Source organism: Cerasicoccus maritimus (genome assembly GCA_031296935.1).
GTDB classification, from domain to species: Bacteria; Verrucomicrobiota; Verrucomicrobiia; order Opitutales; family Cerasicoccaceae; genus Cerasicoccus; species Cerasicoccus maritimus.
Map to the genome: position 1 here is coordinate 50,130 of JAVDPD010000002.1, position 22,943 is coordinate 73,072.

At 55.5% G+C, this 22,943-nt stretch carries 22 protein-coding genes; 12 read left to right on the forward strand and 10 right to left on the reverse strand.

All coding sequences use genetic code 11. From position 1 onward, the window contains the following. Positions 1-104 precede the first annotated feature (104 nt). Positions 105-1,925, forward strand: a complete 1,821-nt coding sequence (locus RBB62_RS00740) for an SLC13 family permease (protein WP_309396034.1) — start codon at positions 105-107, stop codon at positions 1,923-1,925. Positions 1,926-1,933: 8 nt separating this feature from the next. Further along, positions 1,934-2,176 carry a hypothetical protein gene (locus RBB62_RS00745; protein WP_309396036.1) on the forward strand — a complete coding sequence of 81 codons (243 nt, stop codon included), beginning with the start codon at positions 1,934-1,936 and terminating at the stop codon, positions 2,174-2,176. Positions 2,177-2,242: 66 nt separating this feature from the next. Here the strand turns inward: RBB62_RS00745 and pyrC are convergent, their stop codons facing one another. Then, entirely contained in the window at positions 2,243-3,232 is a 990-nt protein-coding gene (pyrC, locus tag RBB62_RS00750; RefSeq protein ID WP_309396038.1) for a dihydroorotase, read from the reverse strand. 54 nt (positions 3,233-3,286) lie between these two features. On the opposite strand from pyrC, the gene RBB62_RS00755 reads away from it, so the two are divergent. Further along, complete coding sequence (locus RBB62_RS00755) at positions 3,287-4,627, forward strand: serine hydrolase (protein WP_309396039.1); 1,341 nt, start codon at positions 3,287-3,289, stop codon at positions 4,625-4,627. Between the two features lie 16 nt (positions 4,628-4,643). On the opposite strand, the gene RBB62_RS00760 is transcribed toward RBB62_RS00755, so the two are convergent. The 5 genes from RBB62_RS00760 to RBB62_RS00780 all read right to left on the reverse strand — a co-directional run bounded on the left by RBB62_RS00760 (position 4,644) and on the right by RBB62_RS00780 (position 8,222). Further along, a complete protein-coding gene (locus RBB62_RS00760; protein WP_309396040.1) occupies positions 4,644-5,024 on the reverse strand; it encodes a DUF2237 family protein in 381 nt (126 codons plus the stop codon). A 189-nt stretch (positions 5,025-5,213) separates the two neighbouring features. Then, positions 5,214-6,416 (reverse strand): AIR synthase-related protein, encoded by a 1,203-nt coding sequence (locus RBB62_RS00765; RefSeq protein ID WP_309396041.1) that lies wholly within the window; start codon positions 6,414-6,416, stop codon positions 5,214-5,216. A gap of 63 nt (positions 6,417-6,479) precedes the next feature. Further along, entirely contained in the window at positions 6,480-6,959 is a 480-nt protein-coding gene (locus RBB62_RS00770; protein ID WP_309396042.1) for a hypothetical protein, read from the reverse strand. A gap of 15 nt (positions 6,960-6,974) precedes the next feature. After that, a complete protein-coding gene (gene thrH / locus RBB62_RS00775) occupies positions 6,975-7,580 on the reverse strand; it encodes a bifunctional phosphoserine phosphatase/homoserine phosphotransferase ThrH (RefSeq protein WP_309396043.1) in 606 nt (201 codons plus the stop codon). A gap of 150 nt (positions 7,581-7,730) precedes the next feature. After that, a complete protein-coding gene (locus RBB62_RS00780) occupies positions 7,731-8,222 on the reverse strand; it encodes a J domain-containing protein (RefSeq protein WP_309396044.1) in 492 nt (163 codons plus the stop codon). Between the two features lie 417 nt (positions 8,223-8,639). Here RBB62_RS00780 and RBB62_RS00785 point away from each other — a divergent pair, with 417 nt between their 5' ends. Further along, positions 8,640-9,308: a response regulator gene (locus RBB62_RS00785; protein ID WP_269540651.1), complete on the forward strand. Its 669-nt coding sequence runs from the start codon at positions 8,640-8,642 to the stop codon at positions 9,306-9,308. Between the two features lie 158 nt (positions 9,309-9,466). Here the strand turns inward: RBB62_RS00785 and RBB62_RS00790 are convergent, their stop codons facing one another. Beyond that, complete coding sequence (locus RBB62_RS00790) at positions 9,467-10,315, reverse strand: sirohydrochlorin chelatase (protein WP_309396046.1); 849 nt, start codon at positions 10,313-10,315, stop codon at positions 9,467-9,469. Between the two features lie 45 nt (positions 10,316-10,360). Between RBB62_RS00790 and RBB62_RS00795 the strand changes: the two genes are divergently transcribed. Both RBB62_RS00795 and folE2 read left to right on the forward strand, forming a co-directional pair. Beyond that, positions 10,361-10,963 (forward strand): OmpA family protein, encoded by a 603-nt coding sequence (locus RBB62_RS00795; protein WP_309396047.1) that lies wholly within the window; start codon positions 10,361-10,363, stop codon positions 10,961-10,963. A 99-nt stretch (positions 10,964-11,062) separates the two neighbouring features. Next, on the forward strand, positions 11,063-12,043 hold the full coding sequence (folE2, locus tag RBB62_RS00800; RefSeq protein ID WP_309396049.1) for a GTP cyclohydrolase FolE2: 981 nt from the start codon (positions 11,063-11,065) through the stop codon (positions 12,041-12,043). Between the two features lie 107 nt (positions 12,044-12,150). Here the strand turns inward: folE2 and RBB62_RS00805 are convergent, their stop codons facing one another. Together RBB62_RS00805 and RBB62_RS00810 are read right to left on the reverse strand one after the other, a co-directional pair. Beyond that, positions 12,151-13,431, reverse strand: coding sequence for a mechanosensitive ion channel family protein (locus RBB62_RS00805; RefSeq protein WP_309396051.1), 1,281 nt, complete (start codon positions 13,429-13,431; stop codon positions 12,151-12,153). 51 nt (positions 13,432-13,482) lie between these two features. Then, entirely contained in the window at positions 13,483-14,643 is a 1,161-nt protein-coding gene (locus RBB62_RS00810; protein WP_309396053.1) for a SpoIIE family protein phosphatase, read from the reverse strand. Between the two features lie 231 nt (positions 14,644-14,874). Here RBB62_RS00810 and RBB62_RS00815 point away from each other — a divergent pair, with 231 nt between their 5' ends. Further along, complete coding sequence (locus tag RBB62_RS00815; RefSeq protein ID WP_309396055.1) at positions 14,875-15,819, forward strand: prepilin-type N-terminal cleavage/methylation domain-containing protein; 945 nt, start codon at positions 14,875-14,877, stop codon at positions 15,817-15,819. A gap of 140 nt (positions 15,820-15,959) precedes the next feature. Here RBB62_RS00815 and RBB62_RS00820 read toward each other — a convergent pair whose 3' ends face one another. Next, positions 15,960-17,042 carry a right-handed parallel beta-helix repeat-containing protein gene (locus RBB62_RS00820; protein ID WP_309396056.1) on the reverse strand — a complete coding sequence of 361 codons (1,083 nt, stop codon included), beginning with the start codon at positions 17,040-17,042 and terminating at the stop codon, positions 15,960-15,962. A gap of 276 nt (positions 17,043-17,318) precedes the next feature. Here RBB62_RS00820 and RBB62_RS00825 point away from each other — a divergent pair, with 276 nt between their 5' ends. The 5 genes from RBB62_RS00825 (at position 17,319) to RBB62_RS00845 (ending at position 22,891) form a co-directional block, all read left to right on the forward strand. Then, positions 17,319-18,140 (forward strand): alpha/beta hydrolase, encoded by an 822-nt coding sequence (locus RBB62_RS00825; protein WP_309396058.1) that lies wholly within the window; start codon positions 17,319-17,321, stop codon positions 18,138-18,140. Continuing rightward, positions 18,106-19,197, forward strand: coding sequence for a LacI family DNA-binding transcriptional regulator (locus tag RBB62_RS00830; RefSeq protein ID WP_309396060.1), 1,092 nt, complete (start codon positions 18,106-18,108; stop codon positions 19,195-19,197). The genes RBB62_RS00825 and RBB62_RS00830 overlap by 35 nt, the downstream gene beginning before the upstream one ends. A gap of 194 nt (positions 19,198-19,391) precedes the next feature. Then, positions 19,392-20,123 (forward strand): PEP-CTERM sorting domain-containing protein, encoded by a 732-nt coding sequence (locus RBB62_RS00835; protein ID WP_309396062.1) that lies wholly within the window; start codon positions 19,392-19,394, stop codon positions 20,121-20,123. Between the two features lie 165 nt (positions 20,124-20,288). Further along, the gene (locus RBB62_RS00840; protein ID WP_309396064.1) at positions 20,289-21,470 is read left to right on the forward strand and encodes a hypothetical protein; all 1,182 of its coding nucleotides are present in this window, start codon (positions 20,289-20,291) and stop codon (positions 21,468-21,470) included. A 167-nt stretch (positions 21,471-21,637) separates the two neighbouring features. Next, positions 21,638-22,891 (forward strand): hypothetical protein, encoded by a 1,254-nt coding sequence (locus tag RBB62_RS00845; protein WP_309396066.1) that lies wholly within the window; start codon positions 21,638-21,640, stop codon positions 22,889-22,891. The last annotated feature ends 52 nt before the right edge of the window (positions 22,892-22,943 follow it).

Below are 22,943 nucleotides of genomic sequence, written 5' to 3' on the forward strand. Positions count from 1 at the left end.
CAATTGATCGACCGATTGACTCAAACGGTGTGGTAATTCGCAGTTGCGCAGCGGCATTCTGGGCGCATGATGGGAGGTTTGTTTGGCCATCATATTCTGCTTAAGTGACTTGGGAAATTACATTCGTGTTGGTGTTGCTCGTCTTCGCCATCGTCAGCTTCGTGAAAGAGAAGCTGCCGGTCGACGTGACGGCTATTCTCGTGTTCGCGATCTTGCTGATTGTTGGCATGGCGTCGGGCTCGAGTCGCCTGCCGGACAAGGATGCACTGATCCAGGTGTTCGCCAACTCCGCGCCGCTGACGATTGCCGCGATGTTTATTATTAGCTTGGCGCTGGAAAAAGTCGGTGCGATTGAGCTGCTGGCCGAGGCTTTAGGCCGCCTGACGAAGCTGCCGCTGCGTATGTTTATGGTGGTGATGATTCTCTCCATCGCCTTCGTGTCGGCGTTTATGAACAACACGCCAGTGGTGGTGGTCTTCCTCCCTGTCGTCATTGGCCTGGCGCGTAAGATGAAGACACCGGCTTCGAAGCTGCTGATCCCGCTTTCCTACGCCTCGATCTTTGGAGGTGTTTGCACGCTGATGGGCACCAGCACGAACATCCTGATGAGCGGTGAGCTGCGCTCGGCGGGTATGGCGCCGCTGGGGATGTTTGAACTGGCGTCAGTTGGCTTGCCCCTGGTGTTTATCGCAACGGCGTTTCTGGTCATCTTCGGGCCGAAGCTCCTGCCAGTGCGCGAAACGCTGACCGCCATTCTCTCCGAAGAAGAGCGTCGTGAGTTCATTACTGAAGCCTTTGTGCGCCCAAAGTCCGAGCTGATCGGGCAGAGCTTTGGCGAGTCCTCGCTCAAGCGTGCGCGGGGCATTCGCCTGCTGGAAATCATCCGCGACGGCGTGGCCGTGGATGGAGATATCCGCAAAACCAAATTTGAGGAAGGCGACCGTCTGGTGCTGTCTTGCCGCCCGTCGGGCATCGCCGAAGCGCAGGCCTCCGGGGAGGTGGATTTTGTGCATGAGAAGGGCTTGGACCTGGAGCAAATTGCCGCGCACCAAGGCGCGATTGTCGAAGGCGTCATCGGCCCGAAGTCGAGCATCACGGGCAAGAATATCCGCGAGATCAACTTCCGCCAGCGCTACCGCATGATCATCCTGGCAATCCACCGCCACGGGCACAACGTGCGCGACCGCCTGGAAACCTTGCCCCTCGATTTCGGCGATACGCTGCTGATGATGGGCACCGATCAGGCCATTGAAAAATTGCGCAGCAGCGACGACATCATGCTGCTCGACAAGCCGCCGGTTTCGGCGAACAGTCTACGCAAATGGCTGCCGCTGGTGGTCGGCATGGTGGTGGCGATGGTGGCTGCGGTGAGCTTCCTCAACGTGCCGATCGTGGTGGGCTCAATCTTTGTCATGGCGGTGATTATGACAATGGGCATTGTCAAGCCCAAGGACGCCTACGCCTCCGTGGAGTGGCGCATCCTGATGTTGATTTATGGCATGCTCGCGCTCGGAGAAGCGTTGGAGGTCAGCGGTGCGACGGGCTTGGCCGTGGAGCAAATTGTCGGCCTGTCCACGCATGTGCCCGAGCCGATGAGGCCGTTCCTGATGTTGGCCGTGGTTTATTTGGCGGGGAGCATTTGCACGGAGTTTCTCTCGAACAACGCCACGGTGGTGCTCATGGCGCCGGTGGCGATCAGCATTGGTTTGGCGCTTGGCGTGGACCCGCGTCCGTTTGCGATCGCGGTTTGCGTGGCGGCGTCGGCCAGCTTCGCGACGCCGATTGGCTACCAGACAAACACCTACGTTTACAGCGTTGGCGGCTACCGGTTCTCTGACTTCGCCAAGGTGGGCATCCCGCTGAATCTGCTTTATTTCATTGTCAGCGTGTTCGTGATCCCCATGGTTTGGGACTTCTACAAGTAATTGCTACGATGAAACGTTGGCTCATTCCTGCCGCTTCTTTTTTCCTGATCATCAGCCTAGTGGGCTGTGAAACTTGGCCCGTCGCCGCCGCCCGCGCAGCGAAAAAACGCGAGTCGCAAACCGGCCCCGTAGTCGGTGAGCTGGAAGAGGACACCGGCATCAGCGACCCGCTCGACCGCAAGCAAAACGACATCGACAGCACCGCCGACAGCATCGACAAGAAGGTGGATACCATCGCCGACGATCTCTAAGTGAGGAACTAAAAAAGCGCCAAGCTGAGCAGCCGGCGCTTTTTGTTTAAGACTGTAAGACGTAGTTTAAACTACGCTCCAGCCGAGCTGCTGGCCGGCCCACATGGGGACGACGTCGCCGTATTTCTCGGGGATCGTCATGGGCTCGTCGCGCAGGGTCATGATCTTTTCCGGCGGGGTGACGCCGTAGATGCGGTGCGCGTTGTCGGACACGAAAGCCTGGAGCTTGTCCAGCGCGTCGTGCTTGGCAAAGAGGTCGGCCATGAGCGGCAGGGTGATCGGCGCGGTGAAGACGCCGGCCGCGCAGCCGCAGCATTCCTTTTTGTGCTGAGGGTGGGGGGCGCTGTCGGTGCCGAGACTGAGCTTCGGGTGCGCGGTGAGCGCGGCGTTGAGCAGCGCATCGCGGTCTTCGGGGCGTTTCGCGATGGGCTTGCAGAACAGGTGGGGGTTGAGCATGCCGCCGGCCACGTCGTCGAGCGTGATGATCAGGTGGTGCGCAGTGACGGTTGCGTGGAGGTTCTCAAATTTATCGAGCAGGGCCACGGCGTGCGCGGTGGTGATGTGCTCCATGACGATTTTCAGCTTCGGAAACTTCGTCGCGATCTGTTCGTAAACTGTTAAAAACTCGCGCTCGCGGTCCATGACGAAGCCGTTGGTTTCGCCGTGAACGAGCAGCGGAATGCCGAGCTCTTCCATGAGCGACATGGTCGCCTCGGCGTCGGCCAGCTCCTTCACGCCGCCTTCGGAATTGGTCGTAATGCCGGCCGGGTAGAGCTTGATCGCGGTGATGTGCGGCATGGCGGCCTCCAGCTCTGCGCGTGTGTAGGCGCGGAAGAAGAGCGTCATGAAGGGCTCGAATGCGTCGCCCTTGGTCGCGGCCAAAATCTCCTCGCGGTAGGCGAGCAGGCGGTCGAGGTTGTCGACCGGCGGCACCAGGTTGGGCATGATGATGGCGCCCGAGAAATGCTGTGAGGTCAGCGGGGCGACGGTCTTGAGCATCTCCCCTTCGCGGAGGTGCAGGTGCATATCGAGCGGCGACTTGAGTTTGATTTCCATCGCGGGCTACGCTACACCCGTTCCGTGCTTTCAGAAAAGACTATTTCCCCGTTGTTGATTTTTTCCGCAATCCTGACGTTCTGCGCGCCTGCTTTGTCGGCTCAGCAATTCGAACCCCAGCGGGTGCAGGACTACATCGATGCGCTGGTGGACCGCGATTTAAACCAGTCCATCATCGTCGGGGTGCTCGATCTCTCGGGCGAAAATTACTACACCGCAGGGGAGGTTTCGGCGACGGACGCCCGCGCGCCTAAGCCGGAAGATGTGTTTGAAATCGGCGCCGTCACCCAGGCCTTCACCGCGACGGCGGCGTCGGAGCTCGTGGTGAAGCGCCAGTTGACGTGGGCGCAGCCGGTCAACGCCTTCACCCCGAAGGAGGTCAAGGTGCCGCGCTTCATGAACATGCCACTGCTGCTCATGCACCTGGCCACGCACACCAGCGGACTGCCGCACAATCCGCCCAACTTGCAGCCCGAGAACGTGAACGACCCGTTTGCCGACTACTCCCAGCTCGATCTCTACATCGCGATCACCGTGCTCGGTATGACGATTCCGCCGGGCCAGGAATATCAGAATTCCATGCTCGGCTATGGCCTGCTGGGCGACGTGCTGACCCTGCGCACCAACAAGTCTTTTGAAGAGGTGATTGAGACCTACGTGACGCGCCCGCTCGCGCTCAAGGAAACCTCGGCCACGCTCGATCCAGCCAAGATGGTGCCCGGGCACAACGGCAAACAAGTCGTCCCCAACTGGCATTGGGACGCGATGGCTGGCGGCGGCGGGCTTTATTCATCTGCCCGCGATTTGCTGCGCTTTGCCGCCGCGAACATGGGCATGGTCAAGCTCGACGCCGACGACAAGCGCGCGCTCGCCATGACGCAGAATGTATATATCCGCACCTCGATGCCAAACACCAGCGTTTGCTACGGTTGGCACATGACGCAGAAGTCGATGCAGCCTGTCTATTGGCAAAGTGGTAAAACCGGCGGCTACGCGGCGTTTCTTGGATTTAACCCAAACACGCGCACTGCTTGCGTGATCCTGACCAACTCGGCGCAGCAGCTTGACGACGTGGCTTTCTACGTCCTCGATCCCGAGCAATTCCCCTTGCCCAAGCCTCCGCCCAGTGGCATCCGCCCGGTGAAGCAACTTAAGAAATACCTGGGCACTTATAAGGTGGGGCCGGACGCCGAACTGGTCATCACCAACGACGGCGGCAAGCTCTACGCGCAGATTCCCGGGCAGCCGAGCTACCGCGTGTATCCGACCGGCACGAACGAGTTTGCTTACGCCACTGGCGATGTGCGCATTATTTTCAACGACCAGAAGGGCAAGGTTGACACGCTGACGATGGTGATTGGCCTGAAGAAGATTTCCGGTCGCCGGGTGAAGTGACGCTTTGGCTTTCAACTCAGGTCTCGCGCTCTAGGGCGTGAGCTTTGAGCTGATCCAGATCGACGAACTCCAAGGCGGAGTTGTGGCAAGCTTCGAGGATTACGGGTGGTGCCACACCCGCTGTGAGCGCCTCGGCCCAACGGGTCACGCAGAGGCACCAGCGGTCGCCGGGCTCAAGGCCGGGAAAGCCAAACTCCGGATAGGGAGTGGAGAGGTCGTTGCCAGTGCGGCGGGAAAAGTCGAGAAACTCAGCGGTCATCTCGGCGCAGACGGTGTGCAAGCCTTCGTCACCGGGGCCGGTGCGGCAATAGCCGTCGCGGTAAAAACCGGTCATCGGGTCTTGGCAGCAGCATTGCAGCGCGGTGCCGAGCACGTTGGTTCGTTTGGGTGCAGACATCTCCTTTTAACAGACAACGGACTGTGTGAAATGTTCAAAGCGCCTGCGCTACCTCAGGATGATAGCCTGAAGCGTTGGGGCAGCGCGGACGGTTGAGGGCAACCGTCCCTACCTCTTTCAGTTGGATAGGTCATTTGCCCAATGGGCAAATCCGGATGCAACGCATCCGACGGTGCAGCGGGACGCTGCCTAGAGGGCGTATTTGAGGGCGCGTTTGCCGTGAAAAAGAGTCAGGTGGTTTTGGCCGCCGGGCTTTTCGGACTTCTCGGTATGGCCGATTTGCTGGGCGTCGAGGCCAAAGCTTTCGATCGCGGCGAGGACCTTCTTGACCTTGCTCTTCGGGACGAAGACTTCGAGGCGGTGCCCCATGTTGTAAACCTGATACATTTCCTTCCACGTGGACTTGCTGGCCTTTTGGATCGCCGTGAAAATCGGCGGCAGCGGCATGAGGTTGTCCTTCACGAAGTGGACCTTCTTGCCGAAGCGCAGGCACTTGGTCTGACCGCCACCGGAGCAGTGGACGAGGCCGCGGATGTCTTCTGGAAATTCCTTGAGCAGCTTGGCGACGACGGGCGCGTAGGTGCGGGTGGGGGAGAGTAGGGCCTCGCCGACGGTCATGCCGCCAGCGTTGGGCAGCTCGTCCTCGAGCTTGTAAGGGCCGCAGTAAACGAGTTCTTTGTCGGTCGTGGCGTCGTAAGTTTCGGGATATTTTTCGCGGTAGTAGGGGCAGAGTAGGTCGTGGCGTGCGCTGGTCAGGCCGTTGCTGCCGATGCCGCTGTTGGGCGCGGACTCGTAATTGCACTGGCCGGCGGAGCTGATGCCAATGATCGCCAGGCCGGGCTTGATCTTGTCGCCCGTGATGACGTCGTCACGCTTCATGACGGCGGTCGCGCAGGAGTCAACGGTCACGGTGCCGACGAGGTCGCCGACGTCGGCAGTTTCACCGCCGCCGCTTTGGATGCCGAAGCCAAACTCGCGCAGTGTGCCGAGAAAATCTTCCGTGCCCTGAATGAGCTCCGCGAGCGCGGCGCCGGGGAAGCGACGGGCATTGCGGTTGACGGTGCTGGAGAGCAGCACGCCGTCGGTCACGCCGACGCAGAGCAGGTCGTCCACATTCATGACGATGCTGTCCTGCGCGATGCCGCGGAAAACGGACGCGTCGCCGGTCTCCTGATAGTGCAGGTAGGCGACGTTGGACTTCGTGCCGCTGCCATCGCTGTGGATGACGTTGCACTTCTTCTTGTTGCCGGTCAGGTAGTCCTCGGTGATCTTGCAGAACGCGCCCGGGAAGAGCCCGCGGTCGAGGTTGTCCACGGTGGCGTGAACTTCTTTCTTGCTGCTGGAAACGCCGCGCGCGGCGTAACGGCCTTGGTCTTTAGTCGTCTTGGGCATGGTTCTTTGGGATTCGTAAGCCTGATCGTCAAAAGAGGACAGATATAATGCGGCCTTTTAAATTTAATCAACCCTTAGCCGCTGCGAATATGGTTCGCCTCTCTGGCAGTATTCGCAGCCGCAAGGTTTTCTTGAATGTGACTCGGGGAAAAATCTCCAGCCTACATTGTCATTGGGTTTATAAAACTTGAGTAGCTCCTTCGGTTTTACCGAGCGGGGAAGGATGACTTCCAGCCCTCCGGGTGAGGCGTGCTCAATGGAAATTTTGATCGCTTCGCTAGCGGATACTTCGATTTGCTCTTCATTGTAGCGACCGATAAAAACACGTTCTTCATCTGGAATTCGGATGCGAACAGCTAGTTTGGGGATGTTTTGGATCCTCTTCAGCTCCCGCTTCCACTGATGAGTATTGTAATAATTCTCAGTTACAGGGCTTAGGAAGACCCCATTCATTTTTCTCCACTTCGCCCTGACCACCTTGATGCCATTCTTGGCGATCATGGCACGATCATCTGCCGCAAAAATGTGGACAAAGATCGCCATTGGCAGCCTTGCCGCTTACTCCGCCAGCAGCTTCTGCAGGAGCGCCTTGAGCTGGTCGTGGTCGGTGCAGACGGGGAGGTCGCTGTTTTCGGCGGCGAATTGCTCGCTCGGGCAGTAGAGGATGCCCTGGTTTGCGGAGCGGAGCATCGTGAGGTCGTTGTAGGAATCGCCGGCGGCGATGATCTCGAAATTGAGGCCTTGCAGGGCGTGGACGGCTTTGCGCTTTTGGTCGTCCTGACGAAGTTGGTAGCCGGTTACGCGGCCTTCGGGGTCGATGACGAGCTCATGGCAGAAGAGGGTCGGGTTGCCGAGCTGCGCCATCAGCGGGGCGGCGAACTGGGCGAACGTGTCGCTGAGGATGATCACGCGGGTCTCTGCCATGAGCCATTGCATGAATTCCTGGGCGCCGGGGAGGGGGGTGAGCCCGCCGATGACTTCCTGGATGAGTGGCAGGCGAATGTCGTGCTTGGCCAGGATGTCGAGCCGGTAGTTCATCAGCACGTCGTAGTCGGGCTCGTCGCGGGTGGTGCGCAGCAAGGCGTCGACCTTTGTGCGCTCGGCAACGGCCTTCCAAATCTCGGGTATAAGCACCCCTTCCAAGTCCAGGCAAACCAACTTCATGGCGTGCATCTTCGCGGGCGCGCGCTCTAGGTCAAGGGCAACGTGCCGGCAACGTGCCGTTGCATCCAATTATTTTGGGCAACGTGCCGTTGCATCCATTGATTTTTGCACTGCAAAAATGAGCGGAGAGGCAAGAGGCTTTGGGCGAAGCTACTTTTTAAAATGCGCCTTGGCGGCTTTGAAGGCCTCGTTGTATTCGCGGGTCTTTTGCTCGGCCAGCTCGACGAGCTCTTCGCCGAGGTCGGCTACGCGGTCAGGGTGGTAGCGCTTGAGGGCGTCGAGATAGGCCTTTTTGACGGCGCGGAAGTCGGCGTCGGCTGGTAGTTTAAAGATGGTGTGAAAATCTTGAGTCGCGGGAGTGCTCTTAGGCTGGGGAGGTGGTGTGGCGGTTCGTTGGCTGCTTTGGGCCTGTGTTGTCGGTTGTGGTTTAGGCTTCGGCTTGGAGTAGGAGGGGCTGCCGGGCTCGAAAAGGTGGTCCTTCTTAAATTGGCGAGTCAGCGTCAAACGTGCATGCGGATAGATGCGGCGCATTTTTTCCAAGGCCTCGCGAATAGTTTCCGCGGGCAAGGACTCCACGAACTCGCTGCCATCAGGCTGCACGAGCTGAAATTCAAACCACGGCTGATCACGCTGAGGAATCATCGGGGTGCAACAGTAGAGACCATGATGGGGGTGGCAACTCCAACTTGTTTAGTGGTATACGGGCGGGGGAATCACTCTATTCATAGCGTCGTGGCTGTGATCGAAAACGGATTTATTTGAGAGTGGAGCGCTATGCCATTTGGCCCCAGTGGAACGCCTCAATTCTTTGTCAGGTGATTTCTTGAGTGCAGTTTCTGGGGAGCCTTTGTTGGTCTGTATTGGCGAAGAAATCACTTTGTGGGGCCAGTTTTACGAAAAAAGCGTCAAAAAGCTTATATTAGGGCCGAATTGATTGGAAATTTGGATGTTTTACCTTTCCATATTGTTAGATTATGAGTTATATTTTTCATATCTCCGCAATGGAAGTTTCGACTTCATTAGTTTCTTAATCACTTAACCAACAAGACATTTTACGGCATGAAGACAGTAGCCATTATTGAAGACCAAACCGCCGTGCGCGAGATGATCGCGGATATTATCCGCTCTACGCCCGGCTTTGAAGTGATCGCCGAATCCGGCGAAGGCCAGGAAGCGCTTAACATTTGCCTGGAGCAGAAGCCAGATTTTATCGTTCTGGACATCATGCTCCCGGGGCTCAATGGCGCGGAAGTTCTGCGCCGTATTGCCAAGCAGCTCCGCAACAGCCGCGTACTCGTCTTCTCCGGCTATCAGAACCCATCCCTCGTTCGCGAGCTCCTTCAAGCTGGCGCTCATGGCTTCGTGGAGAAATCAGCTCCGCTTTCCGAGCTTCGCAAGGGTATTGATATCGTTGCCAACGGCGGTAGTTACTTTGGCCCGGAAGTCGCCCAAATGCTGCGCGAAGCTGTGCTCAACCCGAGCGCCAATGCTAAAAAGGGCGTCGAAGTCCTCACTGCCCGCGAACGCGAAATCCTTCAGCTCATCGCCGAGAGCTACAGCACCAAGGAAGTCGCGCAAAAGCTCAGCATCAGTGTGAAGACGGCGGAAAACCATCGCACCAATTTGATGAAGAAGCTCGATCTGCACGATGTTGCCAGCCTGACCCGCTTTGCGATTCAGCATGGCCTCGTCGAAGGCATGGTCCGCACCCCCCAACAAACCGCCTAAGCAGCGTCCCGCTGCACCGGTGGATTTGCCCAGTGGGCAAATGCTGATGGGCAATTACCTTTTGAAAACGCGTTCCGATTGGGGCGCGTTTTTTTGCTGACTTGATCGTTGGAGTAGCGAATGTGGAAATTCGCGATCCATTTGCGCAATGCGCAAATCTAACGGTCCAACGGGACGCTGGAGAGGATGTCTTCGATGAGGGGGTGGGCGCCGAGGGTGTCGGTGCGGAAGCAGTGAAGGCCGGGGATGTCGGATTCGGCGCTGGCGCAGATTTGCGCAATGTCGCCACCGTCGCCTGCGTGTTTGCCCGGCCCGAGGAATAACAGAGCCACAACGACATCCCCCGCAAACTCTGGCTTACGCAGTGTGCGCTCAAGGAGTGGTTCGTTGTAATCATATTCGGGGCCATCGCGACGCTCCATCGAAGCGACGGAGAACGCGCCGCAGCGAGCGCCCAGTAATCGCTGGACCTGTGCGCCGATCACATTGCGGACATCGGTTACCTTGGGCTCGGGGCTACCGTGGTCGACGACGATGACCGCCGGCTTCTTCAGCTGATGGCGGGCAATGGTGGAGTCGATGCGCTCGACGAGGGCGCGGGCAATACGGTAGCCTTGGGCGTCGGCGTCGAAGAGCGGTGGGGCTATTTCGAGTTGGAAATCGGCCCATTCGGGGTTCTCGGCGCGTAGCTTGGCGATGCGCTCTGGCAGGTAGCTGCTCAGCGCGCGGCTGGGGCCAATGAAATACGGCAGAACGCGAAAATGGCGTTCGCCGGCATGGAGGCGTCGGCGTAGGGCGGGGATGAACGTTTCTGCGGGGTGCCCGTCGAGTTGCTCGGGCGGGATCTTGCTTGAGTGCAGCACGGACACCGGCCAGACGAGTTGGCCAAGGCGCGAGGTCAGGTTATCCGCTGTGCGGCGGAGGGCGTGAATCGCTTCTGCGCGCAGCGAGCCGTTGTCGACGAGGAACAAGGTGGGGGCGATCGCGGGTTTTTTTTCAGATAACATGGAAATGACTTGCGCCTAGTATTAGGCCTGCAAAACTATGGCGGTATGTCCCGCGTTTTCAACTTCGCCTTTGTATCTTTATTCGCAGCTCTCGTTTTTTCCGGTTGTTCCGACACCGAACCCAAGCCTGATGACACTGTCATGGGCCCGCCAAATCGTCCAGCCGACCAAGACGTAATCAATGAATACGACATTGCCAATGGCGGCAACTCCTACACCGGCGGCGCTTGGAACGCGACGGACGAAACCGGCTTGGTAGAGCGCGGTGCTGGCCTTAATGGCGGTATGGGTGATGGTATGAATGGCCCGCAAAACGTGATGGACTCCATTTATTTTGGCTTCGACCAATACAGCATTCCCTCCGCGGAGCGCGCCAAGGTCGACGCTGCAGCTGATTACCTCCGCAGCAATCCCGGCGCCCGCATCATTGCGGAAGGCCACACGGACGCTATCGGCACTTCGGAGTATAACAACGGCCTCAGCGACCGTCGCGCCAACAGTGTAAAGACCTACCTTGAGCAACTCGGCATCAACGGCGGCCGCGTGGAAGTTCTCGCCATGGGCGAACTTCAGGCCGACCAAGGTGCCACCAAGGGCAGCGCAGCAACCGCTCAGGACCGCCGCGTGGACATCATTACGGTAGAGTAAACTTTTTCGTCGTCCTTCGCGGGACAGTGGAAACCCTCGAAATGGAGGGTTGCGCAATAGGCGTTTTGTGCTACGTTGTCTGGTTCGTCCTTACCTAAAATGAGTGATTCATTTTCCAGCATCAATCCGCAATCGGCCGCGCCCAAACCTGCCAAGCCGCAGGTTCACTACGACCAAAATTTCAAGGTGACTTCGGAATATCGAGAGTCCCTGCCCGATATGCAGAATGCAGATAGCGCCAATATTCACGGTGCCAATGTGCCGATTATGCAGGTGGGCATCAACAATTTCCGCCTTCCGCTCTCCTTTCTGACCGGTGACCAGCGTCAGATTACACTGGAAACATCGGTCACCGGCACAGTTTCTCTGGCTGCCGACGCGAAGGGCATCAACATGAGCCGGATCATGCGCGTGTTCTACGATTTTAAGGACCGCGTATTCGACCTTGAGCTGCTCGAAGAGATCCTCCTCCGATACAAGCAGGAGATCGGCAGCAGCCGTGCGCGTCTGAAGCTGAATTTCAACTATCCGATCCTCAAACCGAGCCTCCGCAGCAATCTCGAAGGCTGGCAGTATTATCAGGTCGCCTTCGAAGGTTTCCTCGACGATTTGAACCGATTCCGGAAGGTCATCCACTTTGATTTCGTTTACTCGTCGGCCTGCCCTTGCTCCTCGGAGCTGAGCGAGCATGCCCGCGAGGCGCGTAACATCTACGGCATCCCGCACTCGCAGCGTAGTAAGGCGCGCGTGTCGCTGGAGGTTCGCCAAGGCGAGCTGATCAGCCTCGAAGAAGTGCAGCAGCTTTGCCTCGCCGCGCTCAAGACCGAGACGCAGGTCATGGTCAAGCGTGAGGACGAGCAGGCCTTTGCCGAAATGAACGGCGCTTTCGTGAAGTTTGTCGAAGACGCCGCGCGCTTGCTCTACGAGCAGTTCGACGCCGACCGCCGCATCCGTGATTTCCAAATCGCCTGCGCGCACCTGGAGTCGCTTCACTCGCACGACGCGGTGGCGGTGATTAACAAGGGCCGCGAAGGCGGTTTCGATGCCGACTTCAGCCACTTCAAAGACCTCGTCTGCTAGCCAGCGTTCCGCTGGAGTGATAGGCAACGTGCCGTTGTATCCATAATTTTGGCCATTGGGCAAATGGTATTTCAAATGTAGCACAGGCGTCTCGCCTGTGTTTCGTTTTATACGGTTTCGTCCTCGGCGTCGGGGGCCTTAGGCGTGGCTTGGACGATGATCGGGGTGGTGCTTTTGAGGTGTAGATCGCGTTGTGGGAACGGAATTTCGATGCCCTCTTCCTTGAAGCGGTCCCAGATCTCTAGGAGCACCAGGCTTTGTACGTTGGCGACGCCTTCGTTCGGGTCGCGAATCCAGAAGCGGAGTTGCAAGTCCACCGAGCTGTCGCCAAAGCCTTTCAGCAAGCAAACAGGAGGCGGATCCTTGAGCACGCGGGTTTGCTTGGCCGCAGCAGCTTTGCAGATTTCGATGGCGCGGTGGGGGTCTTCGTTGTAGGAGATGCCCACATCAAGGCGGATACGCACGCGGTCGTGGCTGAAGGACCAGTTGACCACGCGCTGAGTGATGAGGTCTTCGTTTGGTATCAGGTGCTCGGTGCCGTCCCGGGTAATGACCGATACGTAGCGTGCGCGGAGGGAGTTGATCCAGCCATAGGTGCCTTCTAGTTCAATGACGTCGCCGGGTTTGATTGAGCGGTCGGACAGGAGGATGAAGCCGCTGATCAGGTTGGAAACGATTTTCTGGAGGCCAAAACCAAGACCAATGCCGAGGGCACCGCCAAAGATCGTTAAGGCTGACAAGTCTATGCCGACTGAGGTCAGCCCGATCACCATCGCGAGGACGATGAATATGATGCGGATAAACTTACCGATGAGCGCGCGGGTGGAAGGATTGATTCGGTCGATGGTGTCGACACGGCGCTCGATGAGCTGGGAGAGACCGATGCCGACCCACAGGGCGATGGCCAGTGAGATGGCGACTGTGATCAGGTCCCAGAAGGTCAGGGTCATGTTGCCCGCGGTGAAGGGCAGGTTTTTTCCTTTGAGAAAATCGATGACGACATCGTCAATGATCAGTACTTCGAAGGCGCTGATGAGGAAGAGAATTGTCGCGGTGGACTGCGCCCAGAATCGATCGCGAATAAATGACGTGGCGAAGCCAATTAGTGACCACAGCGTAAAGATCGTGGCAGCCATCCGAAAGATTGGCGCTGGGATGCCCGCCGACACCAATGTGATGGATATCAAGAGGCAAGCCAGAGCCAGAGCGATCAGTTCTTTGTTTTCGCCAAACCAAACCTTGGGGTTATAGCGTTCAGGCGTTTCTTTAAGCTCAGGGCGAAATGCAAGATAGAGACCCAGCCAGATCACGCTAACCACAATAACCTGCCACCAGTGGTCAGTATTCGTTGCTTCTTGCGCAGGGTAAAACCATTCCAGCGTGCTCATTAGCAAATATAATGCACGCAGCAGCGCGTTAAGTCAAGAAGGGCTAAGGGGTTACGGACCTTCAATGATGGCGAGTGTCAGGTCGTCTTCCATAGTGATCTCGTCGCCAATTTGGCGTACGCGCTCGGTAATGGAATCAGCCTGATGCTGTGGCGATAGCTGAATGGTTGAGCGAATGAGTTGTTCGAAGGACAGCTCGCCGTATGCGTCGAGAATTTCTGGGATGCCGTCAGTGTAGAGAAAAATGCGGTCTCCGGTGTCGAGCACGCCGTGCACGGTATCTGAAGACGGTTGGTCCATCAGCCCCATTGCCAGGCTTTCGGTGAAGGAGAGCGTTTCGAGCGTGCGCGTTTGCTTACGGTAGATAATGGGCGCCGGATGGCCGGCATTGGCCGCAACATAGCTTAGATGGCCGGATTTTTCCAAGAGGAAATGCCCGGATACAGCGGACATGAATCGGTTCGTAAACTGACCAATGAGCAGTTTGTTCAGGCTGGTGATGAATTCTGACGGGTCGCCATCGTATTTGGCGGCGATCTGATCAGTCAAATGCCGGACAAGGACGGTGTACATTGCAGCGGATAGACCGTGTCCGCAGACATCGCCAACAAAGAAGAAGGTGAATTTCTTGGGCGTGACCGGGAAGACGATGATATCGCCACCGACAGCCTCCATTGGCCGATAAGAGACGCCGACAGTCATACCGTCGAAGTCGGGCACACGGCCAGGGATCATCAGCTTCTGCACTTGGCGCGCGCTTTCCAGGTCGCGCGAGAGGATATCGTTCTGGTGCTGAATAACAGCCTGAGCCCGGTGTTGCTGGGTGATATCTCGCGAGATGCCCATAATGCCAGCAATTTTCCCGGATTCCAAAAAGAGTGGCACCTTGGTAGTGGAAACCCAAGTGACACTGCCATCACCCCAGACTTCGCGCTCCTCTTTGCCAATCACCGGCTTGCCGGTTAGGATAATGTTGCGCTCGTCTTCGAAGGCGTCTTTGGCGTGCTCTTCGTTGAAAAAATCGAAGTCGGTCTTGCCAACTAATTCATCCGAGCTTTGGCAACCGTGCTTTTGCGCTAGGGCTTTGCTGACGACGAGGAAACGGCTGCGCAGGTCCTTAAAATAGACACGATCGGGTGTCTGATCCATCAGCGCCTCAAACAGTTTGCGACTGCCAGGCGTCATTGGGCGCGTTATCTCGTCTTGGGACATGAGGCCAAGGCTAGAATGACTTGCGCGTAAATCAACTCATTTGCCATCTGAAATGTTAACTTCGCGAAAATGGGTGGGAAAAGAAGGAGCGTCGGCCTTCCCAGGCCGACGCTCCCATAATTGCAACGAGTTTAGGAGAAAAGTCTTACGCCAATGGCTTGTATGCTGGATTTCAACCTTCGGCGCAGCACCGTAAAATCCTCATTTATAAGCCTGTGGCTCGTTTGCTACATGGCCCACGTTGTGGCAGGCGCGAGAGAAATCAAGGTCGAACTTGGCATTAACGATATTTATGTCAGTAAATCTGTTGCGCAGTGCAGCGATCGGCTGGACGAAAGCGTTCAGATCTTTTGTTTCCCCATCTTAATCGACCTTTATGGGTTTGTGGATAATGTTACACTGCCACTTTGTTGCCATTGGTTTAGCTTATGGGATATACTACCGATAATCTTATTTACCCTTATGCGACGTCCCCCCCCAGCAGCATTCACTCTCGTTGAACTCTTAACCGTAATTGCGATCGTAGGAGTACTTTCTGCGATTTTAATCCCTGTGGTGGGTAATATTCGTGAAAAGGCAAATCAAGCAGGTTGCACGTCCAACTTGCGCCAATTGCATATGACAGCGATGGCGATTACTGCGGATAACGACGGTATTTTACCTGCTGCGCAAATTAATCACTCCGATAGTGGTTCGGATAATTCGAAATGGGTGAATACCGTCCTGGATTATGTTGATTATCCCTCGCTTAACGACTTCAAGAGGTCGTTTTCCTGCCTTAGCTATGAGGGGAACAATAGTGGCACTTTTTGGATGCTAGGGTATGCCTACAATGAAAGCCCGGCTTATCAAGGGGATAGTTCAGGCCTGCCGAATTCAAAGCTTAAGCGCTCGAACTACCGCGTAAATGATTATGATGACAAAGAGCGCATCTATTATCGCTTAAGCGAAGTGACATTCCCTGAGCGTCGCATCATGTTTGTGGATTCTGATGCTTGGCATATTAATCGTGGGTTCAGTGAGTCTATTCATCCTGATATCGAGCGTCATGGAAGTTTTGCCAATGCCGTGTTCTTTGATGGGCATGTCGAGCAAATGTTCTCGCTGGACGATATTAAGCTCTCGGTCAGCGACCCACAGAAATACACGCCAAAGAAAAAAACTGGCGAGGGTTAGTTCCTGCGCGCAGTCCTTCATCGATACTATTAACAGGACCTCCGCGCTTCATCTGAATTTGCGATGAGGTGGGCTTTGGATCGCAGAGCTTCCTCCCAGGGCAACTCTGCAATGCAAAGTCAGATGGTCGGGAACGGGCGCTAAGCAGTAGCTGCTTTGCAGATGCCAGGGTGGATGCAGCCAATATTATCCTTGAGGACGACGTTGGTACCGTGCTTGCCCAAGTCGACAAGAAGCTCTTTCTTATAGCCGCGGTCGAAGACATTATCTTTGATGATTGCGCTTTCTAGTTCGCCGATCACCAGTCCGTAGTCAGGCGATGAAGCGTCTCGTGATTCCGAGTTTGGGTCATCGGCAGAAACTTCTGCGACATTGCTCGAAATCACGATTCCCCGTGACTTAATAATACGCAGATGAGAAGAGTCGTATGGCAGGTTGCCACAGCGTGAAGGCTTGCCGTTACGGTAGAAAATATTGCCCGTCAGCGTCAGCTGAGATGATGGCACGCCGTCACGATCCTTGATGTCGATGGCGGGGCCGCCGGATCGGTCAAAGAAATTTCCGGTAATGTTGTAGTGGTCGCCACCCTCAATAGTCATGCCGGGGCCGTAGTTCCATTCGATGCGGTTGGCGGTGAAGGTGACGGAGGCGTTTTCTTCGTAGGCGCCAAAGCCGGCTTTTCCATTGCCAGTGAGCCAGTTGTCCATGATGAAGCCATCCCAGCCGCGCAGCCAAATGCCGTCACCACGGTTGTGGGAAATCATGCAGTGGCGCACACTGAAGCACCAAATGCGCTTGAAGAAAAGCCCGTGTCCGGTAAAGCCATCTACGCGGCAGCGCTCAATGCAGATTGTGGCCTCTTGGCCGTAGCCACCGTAGTCGGGCTGCTCGAGTTTTATACCATGGACACCTTCGCCGAGCTCACCACCGTTGAGGCTGAGACCGTTGATGTTGATGCCGCCAGCGTGCGAGATGTCGATCAGGCAGTTTGCCTTCGGGTCGATCAGCTCCAGAATGGAGCCACCTACATCACGGAAGCCCCAAGCAGGGTTGCCCACAAGGCCGGTAAACGGCCTCATGCGCAGCGCTCCCGTGCAGAAGCGCCCATCGGGTACATACACGGTGGTGCGAGATTCACCTGCCTTATCGAGGGCGGCCTGAATAGCGCGCGTATTATCCGTTTTGCCGTCGCCGACGGCTCCGAAGTCGAGAATGTTCAACATAGATTAAAGTATCTGTAGGGATGGCGTTTCGCATGCGGTTAAGTTGGCGTCTGCTTGCGTCAATACAGCATGTATGGGATTTTCCCTTGTTATGGTGTAATTATTTTGGCGCTTCTGACTGTTCGCGCAATGTGCTTGGCGTGTAACGTTATTCATAGACTATTTGTTGCTCATGGGAGATTCACCGAAGCGCCCTCTTGTATAATGTTTCAATTGCTTGACCTTGCTGCTGGAGAGCATGGCTATAAATTCAATTTTGCTAATTGCTTATAGCCCATGAGAAATACCCAGATTTATCTTTTTCTGACGCTCTTTATTGCTCAGACAGTCTTTGCACAGGCTGTAGAGCTGATTGAATTCAAGGAAGTTGAAGGAGAAAACCTGACGCTTCACGTCGCTTATCCGGCAGGTCATTCGCCCAGTGATCAGCGCCCTGCAGTGGTATTCTTTTTCGGAGGGGGGTGGAAGCAGGGCAAACCCGGCCAATTCTACCCGTATATTCGCGCATTGGCCAAGCAAGGCATTGTGGGCATTTCGGCTCAGTACCGTACTAAGAGTAGTCATGGGGTTGCACCAGATGTCTGTGTGAAAGACGGCAAGTCGGCAATTCGCTATGTGCGTATGCATGCGGGTGAGTTGGGCATCGATCCGAATAAAGTTCTGGCTGGCGGCGGTTCGGCAGGTGGTCATGTGGCTGCCTGCACCGCGATCGAGGATGCTCCGGAGGAAGCCCACGAGATTCATTCAATTAGCTCCAAACCCGCTGCACTCATACTGCTCAATCCGGTATTAAGCACTGGCCCCAATGGCTATGCGCACAGCTATGTGAAGAGTGCAGTGCCCGAATGGAAAACCGTTTCTCCGCTGCATCGTGTTGACGAGTTGCCGCCGACCCTAGTAGAGATTGGCGACCAGGATAATGTGTCTCCGCTGCCGATGGCGCTGGAGTTTCAGTCTGCTATGGAACAAGCTGGTCAGCGTTGCGATCTCGTACTGTTTGAAGGAGCCAAGCATGGATTTTTCAATCGGCCAGAGTACCAGCAGCAAACCTTTGAGCACATGAATGATTTCTTGCGCTCACTGGGCTACCTGGATTAATTTCAACCCAACTTTTGTTCGTCTGAGTAATCTGCCACACATCACGCTGCGAGATGTCGCGAAGGAAGCTGGCGTCAGCTTGGCTACGGTGTCTCGCGCCTTGCGGGATGACCCCAGCACGGCGGAGAAAACCCGCAAGCATGTGCAGGGAGTCGCGGAGAAATTGGGTTACCGGCCGGATCCGGCCTTGCAGGTTTTAATTGAGAGGCGCTGGCGTGGGCGCCGCGCCGATGAGGGGCTGAATCTATGTTTTCTCTACAATAGCGAGTCAGCGGACGCGCCAGTGGCGGCTAGACAGTTCAAGCGCTTCAAGGCGTCTTCGAAAGCGCTAGGTTACACGTTGATACCGATCGATATGAGTGAGTTTGCCAACGTGCAGAAGCTCATTTACCGGCTGGAATCTCAGGGCGTTTCGGGCATTGTTTTTGCGCTATTATCCTCGACTTCTTACGACATATCCGAGCTCTGCCAGCGCTTTGCCGCCGTTAGTATCAACGTCTCGCAGGTGCAGCCGAATTGTCCGATCATAACGCATGACGAATTCCGCAGCATTGAGAAAGTTTGGAAGCAACTGACTTCACTGGGTTACAAGCGTTTTGGTGTGATTTTCGAAGAATACCCGGATTCATTCTCCATGGACCAACGCCTGGGTGCGGTCTATTGCCGCCAGAGATTTGTAAAGCCAGCTGAGAACCGCATTCCGATTTTCATTTACGAGAAGAATAATCCTGAGGAGATCGAAAAACTGCGGGTGTGGTTGGACAAGTATCAGCCCGATGTGCTCCTGGGCGATACCCACCACGAGGTGGAAATACTCGATGCAATTGGCGTGCGTGTGCCTGACGATGTAGCCTTTGCTTCCGTAAATATGTGGGACCCGTCGCTGATCGGAAATATCGCGGGTTACTTCCGCGATAACGTGGTGCTTTTCGAGCGCGGCCTGCAGTTGCTCAATATGATGGTCCGCTCTGGCGCGACCGGTGCCAGCCAGGGCCAGCTTATGGAAATGGTCAACGGCGTCTGGATAGATGGTCGGACTTTGCCCGCACTGACGTAGTGTCTTTGCTGATCTGCGCTGCGCATCATTGGGATTTTTTGACGGCAGCAACTGTTGTAAGTTACTCCCTCGCTTGGTCTAAATTATCGGAGGCGTGAGGGGCTGAGTATGGTTCCATTGCTGAGGGTTTGATCCCCCTTTAGCTCTAATTATAGAGTATCGCTAACAACACTCTTCAACCCCCGTATAGATATATGAATAAGTTACTTCTCCTCGGTCTCACTTCCTGCTTTGCGCTGACCTTGAGCGCACAAACCACAATCGTCAGCAGCGTGTCTGACTTGACTTTTAGCTATAGTGGCGGTGCCAGCGAAGCCTCCTCGGGTGCAGGCACTCTCGCTATTGAAACTTCCAAGAACAGCTCGGCTACTGCGAACTTGCCCAGTACCTATCAACTGGCTGTGGGCGAGACAATGAGTATTACCCTTAGCCTTGAATTGGATAATCTCATGGCGGACACCGGTTCCTCCTTTGACATCGCTTTTGCCGATGGCGCAGAATATTATCAGGTTCGTCTCAACCCGGTTACTACCACGAACGGCATTACTTTCAGCGAAGATGGTGATTCCAACTTGGGCAAATTCGCGACGGATGCCACCTTAGGAACGGTGACCAATACAATGACCTTCACCTTGGAGCGCACCGGAACAGATGAAATGTCGTTGAGCTTCAGCAGCCCGACGCTTTCCTCGACGACTCGCACGGCGACCAATGATGTTTCGCCGATCAGCACGTCTTTCGGACAGATCATGTTTGATTTCTCTGGCAATGGTTGGAATGAAGATTTTGGCGGCAGCACTATAGTCGCAAACCTCTCTAATCTTTCTATCGAAACGACTGGCACTGTGATTCCCGAGCCTTCCACCTATGCGATGATTCTTGGCGCTGCCGTTTTGACCCTGGGGGTTATGCGCCGCCGCTCCTAAACCTTGTCTTGTCAGCATTTCGTTGTATCGGCGCAGCCCTGAGGGCTGCGTTTTTTTTAGGGCACTTCGATTAACCCAATGTCGAGACTGCCTATGACAGTTCGGTGAAATTCAAGTTGCGCTGTGGCAGAGAAGCGGATTACATGTGGCATCCGTTTATCCCTCATGCCCGTACATCACGCACTCGTTCTCAATTTTCACCAGCCTCCTCATAATCTCGACGATTTGCTCGAAACGAACCCTTGGGAAGTCAAAGAAATTCTCTTTGCCATGGACCGAATGCCCCGTGCGTTGTGGGGCTACGAAGATATTGCCCGAGTTCACCTTTCACTATCCGGCACTTTGTTGGAGTCGCTGGGGTCGCCGGAGTTTCAGGAAAAGGTCTATGGCATCGTCAAGGTAGGTGATCTGCTTTGGCAGCTGCAAAATACCAAGCTCTTCGAGGTCCTTGGGACGGGCTACTATCACCCCGTCCTGCCCCTGATCCCCAAGTGCGACTGGGAGGAGCAGCTTCGCCGCTGGAAAGGTTTGGCTCAGCATCTCTTTTGGCGGGAAGATTTTGGTGGATTTTGGCCGCCGGAAATGGGCTTCACCGTTGAGCTAATTCCTCTGCTTAAGCGCATGGGGTATCGCTATGTGATGGTGGACGATGTTTACCTGGAACCTGCGGAAGGCGAGATGTCCTGGCAGGAACTGCGCTACCGACCACACGTTGCCGAATACAAGGGCGAGGAAATCATCATCATTCCCCGTGAGCGAGAGCTCTCCAATGCCCAGCTCTCGGGGATGGACCCCGAGTGGTTCGACAGCGAGGTCAAAGAACGTACCAAATTCTGTGACTTTGAGCCGCTGGTTACCACCGCTTCCGATGGCGACAATGGGGGCTGGTTCCGTAACTACACGGCAGAATCCAATTTCTGGCATGCCTTCTACCAGCCGTTCCTCAACCGCGCACGTCTCAAGGGTGAGATCGTGCCGACCTATATCGAGGACTACATTAAAGAGCACGGTGTGGGCGGCAAGGTTAAGGTCAAGACTGGCGCCTGGAATACCGAGATGCACTACGGTGATGACTTTACTCAGTGGCAGGGCACTCAGGAGCAAAAAGATGCTTTGAGCCGAATTCACGAGATCAGCAGTGCGCTCCATTTTGTAAAGGCTCAGCGTCAGCAAGTGATGCCCCGTAACCCGGAACACGTGGACTACCACTTGGGCGAAGCACACTGGCATCTGCTTCGCGCAGAGACCAGCTGCAATCTCTATTGGGGTGAAGCATGGGTTGGTAAGGTGCACGAGGATTTAAACGCTACTTGCGCGGAGTTGGATAATGCGCGCCGGGGATTTTGATTTTCGCTGGTTGTAAGTGATTGCTATTTAGTGGTTAGCGAGTGTTGATCGGTTGCTCCTTTCGCCCGGTAAATAGGGGGTAGGGCGTTATAGCCCTACAAGAAAGGGAGTCATGGCAGTGTTAATTTCCAGTCGAAATATGCTTTAATACTTTCTGCATATTTCTTATGGGAGGGTTTAACAGTAGTTTTAGTTATGCAGTGCTGGCTGTATCTCTGTGGGTGGTGAATTCGGCGCGCGCAGACTCCACCTGGAGTGGGGCGACCAATAATAATTTCAGCAACTCGGGCAACTGGTCCGTGGGCGGTGTGCCGATCACTGGCAACGGCTCCGAAAACCAAGTTTTGACTTTCGGCACGGAATCTGGCGGTAGCCCGGACTATACCGTTACCCTTGATCAGGGCAAGAGTGGCGAGCAAAACGTTGCGGCTTTCCTGATCACTGGTGGTACGGGCTACACTTTCGACGCCAACACAGGCTATAGCTACATTACCAACGGTATCGTTAATGACGGAAGCACCATCGTAAATTCCAGTGGTTACATGGTAACGTTTGACGTCGATATCGCACAGAACAGTAACTCTGGCTTTGATGAGAATATCTGGGACGCCGGGACCGGTGGCCTGACCTTCGATGGCACCATTTCTTTTGCCAATAAGGCCAAGAATCTTGCCTTGGAAAACGGCGAGTTTTACTTCAACAACGAAGTTTCCATTTCTAATACCACTGGCTCGAGCACGATCGTTTACGCAGCTGATAGTTCCACTGTTTACATCAGTGGGACATTAGGCATTGAAGGTGATAACGCAGGACTACACGGTATCGGTATCCGAGGCGGCACCATGTTGCTCGACGGTCCGACTGGCGTCGATCTCATTCAGGACTCAGATAACAATGCCCGTGGCACTCGTCTGCAAATGGAGGGTGGCACTTTCGGCTTTACGGATGAAGACAGCGAGGTTCGCCTGGCCTCCTTCTACCGAGCACTCACGATGACCGAGGATTCCGTCATTCAGTTTGGCGATGACGTTGGCGGCGGCATCATCAGCTTCATCGACACCAATTCCGCCGCAAGTGATTTTGGCACAAGCCTGCTCTCCATCACCAATTGGAATGGCACGGAAGACGTTGGAGGCGGCACGGACCAATTTGTTTTCGCTCAGCTTTACAGTGATGGTTCGGCGGTATCCGTCGGCGACAGTCTTTGGAACGTCACTTTCGAATACAAGGGCGCGACCTACAGTTCTTTGGTCGTGGCCAGCCCAACTTATCCAGGTATGATGGAGATCGTTCCCGGAGGGATCATATTGCCGGAGCCATCGACATATGCGATGGGTGGTGTTTTGCTTTGCGCAATGGGTTATTTTGAAGTCCGCCGACGAAAAAAGCTGGCTGCGGATCGTGTTGCTCGGAAGAGCTAAAGCGTCTCGAACTGGCGCCGATTAGGCTACAGAGGATTTAACCTGTCCGCAG

Bases quoted from the DNA above. Each gene is read 5' to 3' on its own strand.
- RBB62_RS00745 (WP_309396036.1), top strand. From the start codon at position 1,934: ATGAAACGTTGGCTCATTCCTGCCGCTTCTTTTTTCCTGATCATCAGC.
- pyrC (WP_309396038.1), bottom strand. From the start codon at position 3,232: ATGGAAATCAAACTCAAGTCGCCGCTCGATATGCACCTGCACCTCCGC.
- RBB62_RS00760 (WP_309396040.1), bottom strand. From the start codon at position 5,024: ATGTCTGCACCCAAACGAACCAACGTGCTCGGCACCGCGCTGCAATGC.
- RBB62_RS00765 (WP_309396041.1), bottom strand. From the start codon at position 6,416: ATGCCCAAGACGACTAAAGACCAAGGCCGTTACGCCGCGCGCGGCGTT.
- RBB62_RS00770 (WP_309396042.1), bottom strand. From the start codon at position 6,959: ATGGCGATCTTTGTCCACATTTTTGCGGCAGATGATCGTGCCATGATC.
- thrH (WP_309396043.1), bottom strand. From the start codon at position 7,580: ATGAAGTTGGTTTGCCTGGACTTGGAAGGGGTGCTTATACCCGAGATT.
- RBB62_RS00780 (WP_309396044.1), bottom strand. From the start codon at position 8,222: ATGATTCCTCAGCGTGATCAGCCGTGGTTTGAATTTCAGCTCGTGCAG.
- RBB62_RS00785 (WP_269540651.1), top strand. From the start codon at position 8,640: ATGAAGACAGTAGCCATTATTGAAGACCAAACCGCCGTGCGCGAGATG.
- RBB62_RS00790 (WP_309396046.1), bottom strand. From the start codon at position 10,315: ATGTTATCTGAAAAAAAACCCGCGATCGCCCCCACCTTGTTCCTCGTC.
- RBB62_RS00795 (WP_309396047.1), top strand. From the start codon at position 10,361: ATGTCCCGCGTTTTCAACTTCGCCTTTGTATCTTTATTCGCAGCTCTC.
- folE2 (WP_309396049.1), top strand. From the start codon at position 11,063: ATGAGTGATTCATTTTCCAGCATCAATCCGCAATCGGCCGCGCCCAAA.
- RBB62_RS00805 (WP_309396051.1), bottom strand. From the start codon at position 13,431: ATGAGCACGCTGGAATGGTTTTACCCTGCGCAAGAAGCAACGAATACT.
- RBB62_RS00810 (WP_309396053.1), bottom strand. From the start codon at position 14,643: ATGTCCCAAGACGAGATAACGCGCCCAATGACGCCTGGCAGTCGCAAA.
- RBB62_RS00815 (WP_309396055.1), top strand. From the start codon at position 14,875: ATGGCCCACGTTGTGGCAGGCGCGAGAGAAATCAAGGTCGAACTTGGC.
- RBB62_RS00820 (WP_309396056.1), bottom strand. From the start codon at position 17,042: ATGTTGAACATTCTCGACTTCGGAGCCGTCGGCGACGGCAAAACGGAT.
- RBB62_RS00825 (WP_309396058.1), top strand. From the start codon at position 17,319: ATGAGAAATACCCAGATTTATCTTTTTCTGACGCTCTTTATTGCTCAG.
- RBB62_RS00830 (WP_309396060.1), top strand. From the start codon at position 18,106: ATGATTTCTTGCGCTCACTGGGCTACCTGGATTAATTTCAACCCAACT.
- RBB62_RS00835 (WP_309396062.1), top strand. From the start codon at position 19,392: ATGAATAAGTTACTTCTCCTCGGTCTCACTTCCTGCTTTGCGCTGACC.
- RBB62_RS00840 (WP_309396064.1), top strand. From the start codon at position 20,289: ATGCCCGTACATCACGCACTCGTTCTCAATTTTCACCAGCCTCCTCAT.
- RBB62_RS00845 (WP_309396066.1), top strand. From the start codon at position 21,638: ATGGGAGGGTTTAACAGTAGTTTTAGTTATGCAGTGCTGGCTGTATCT.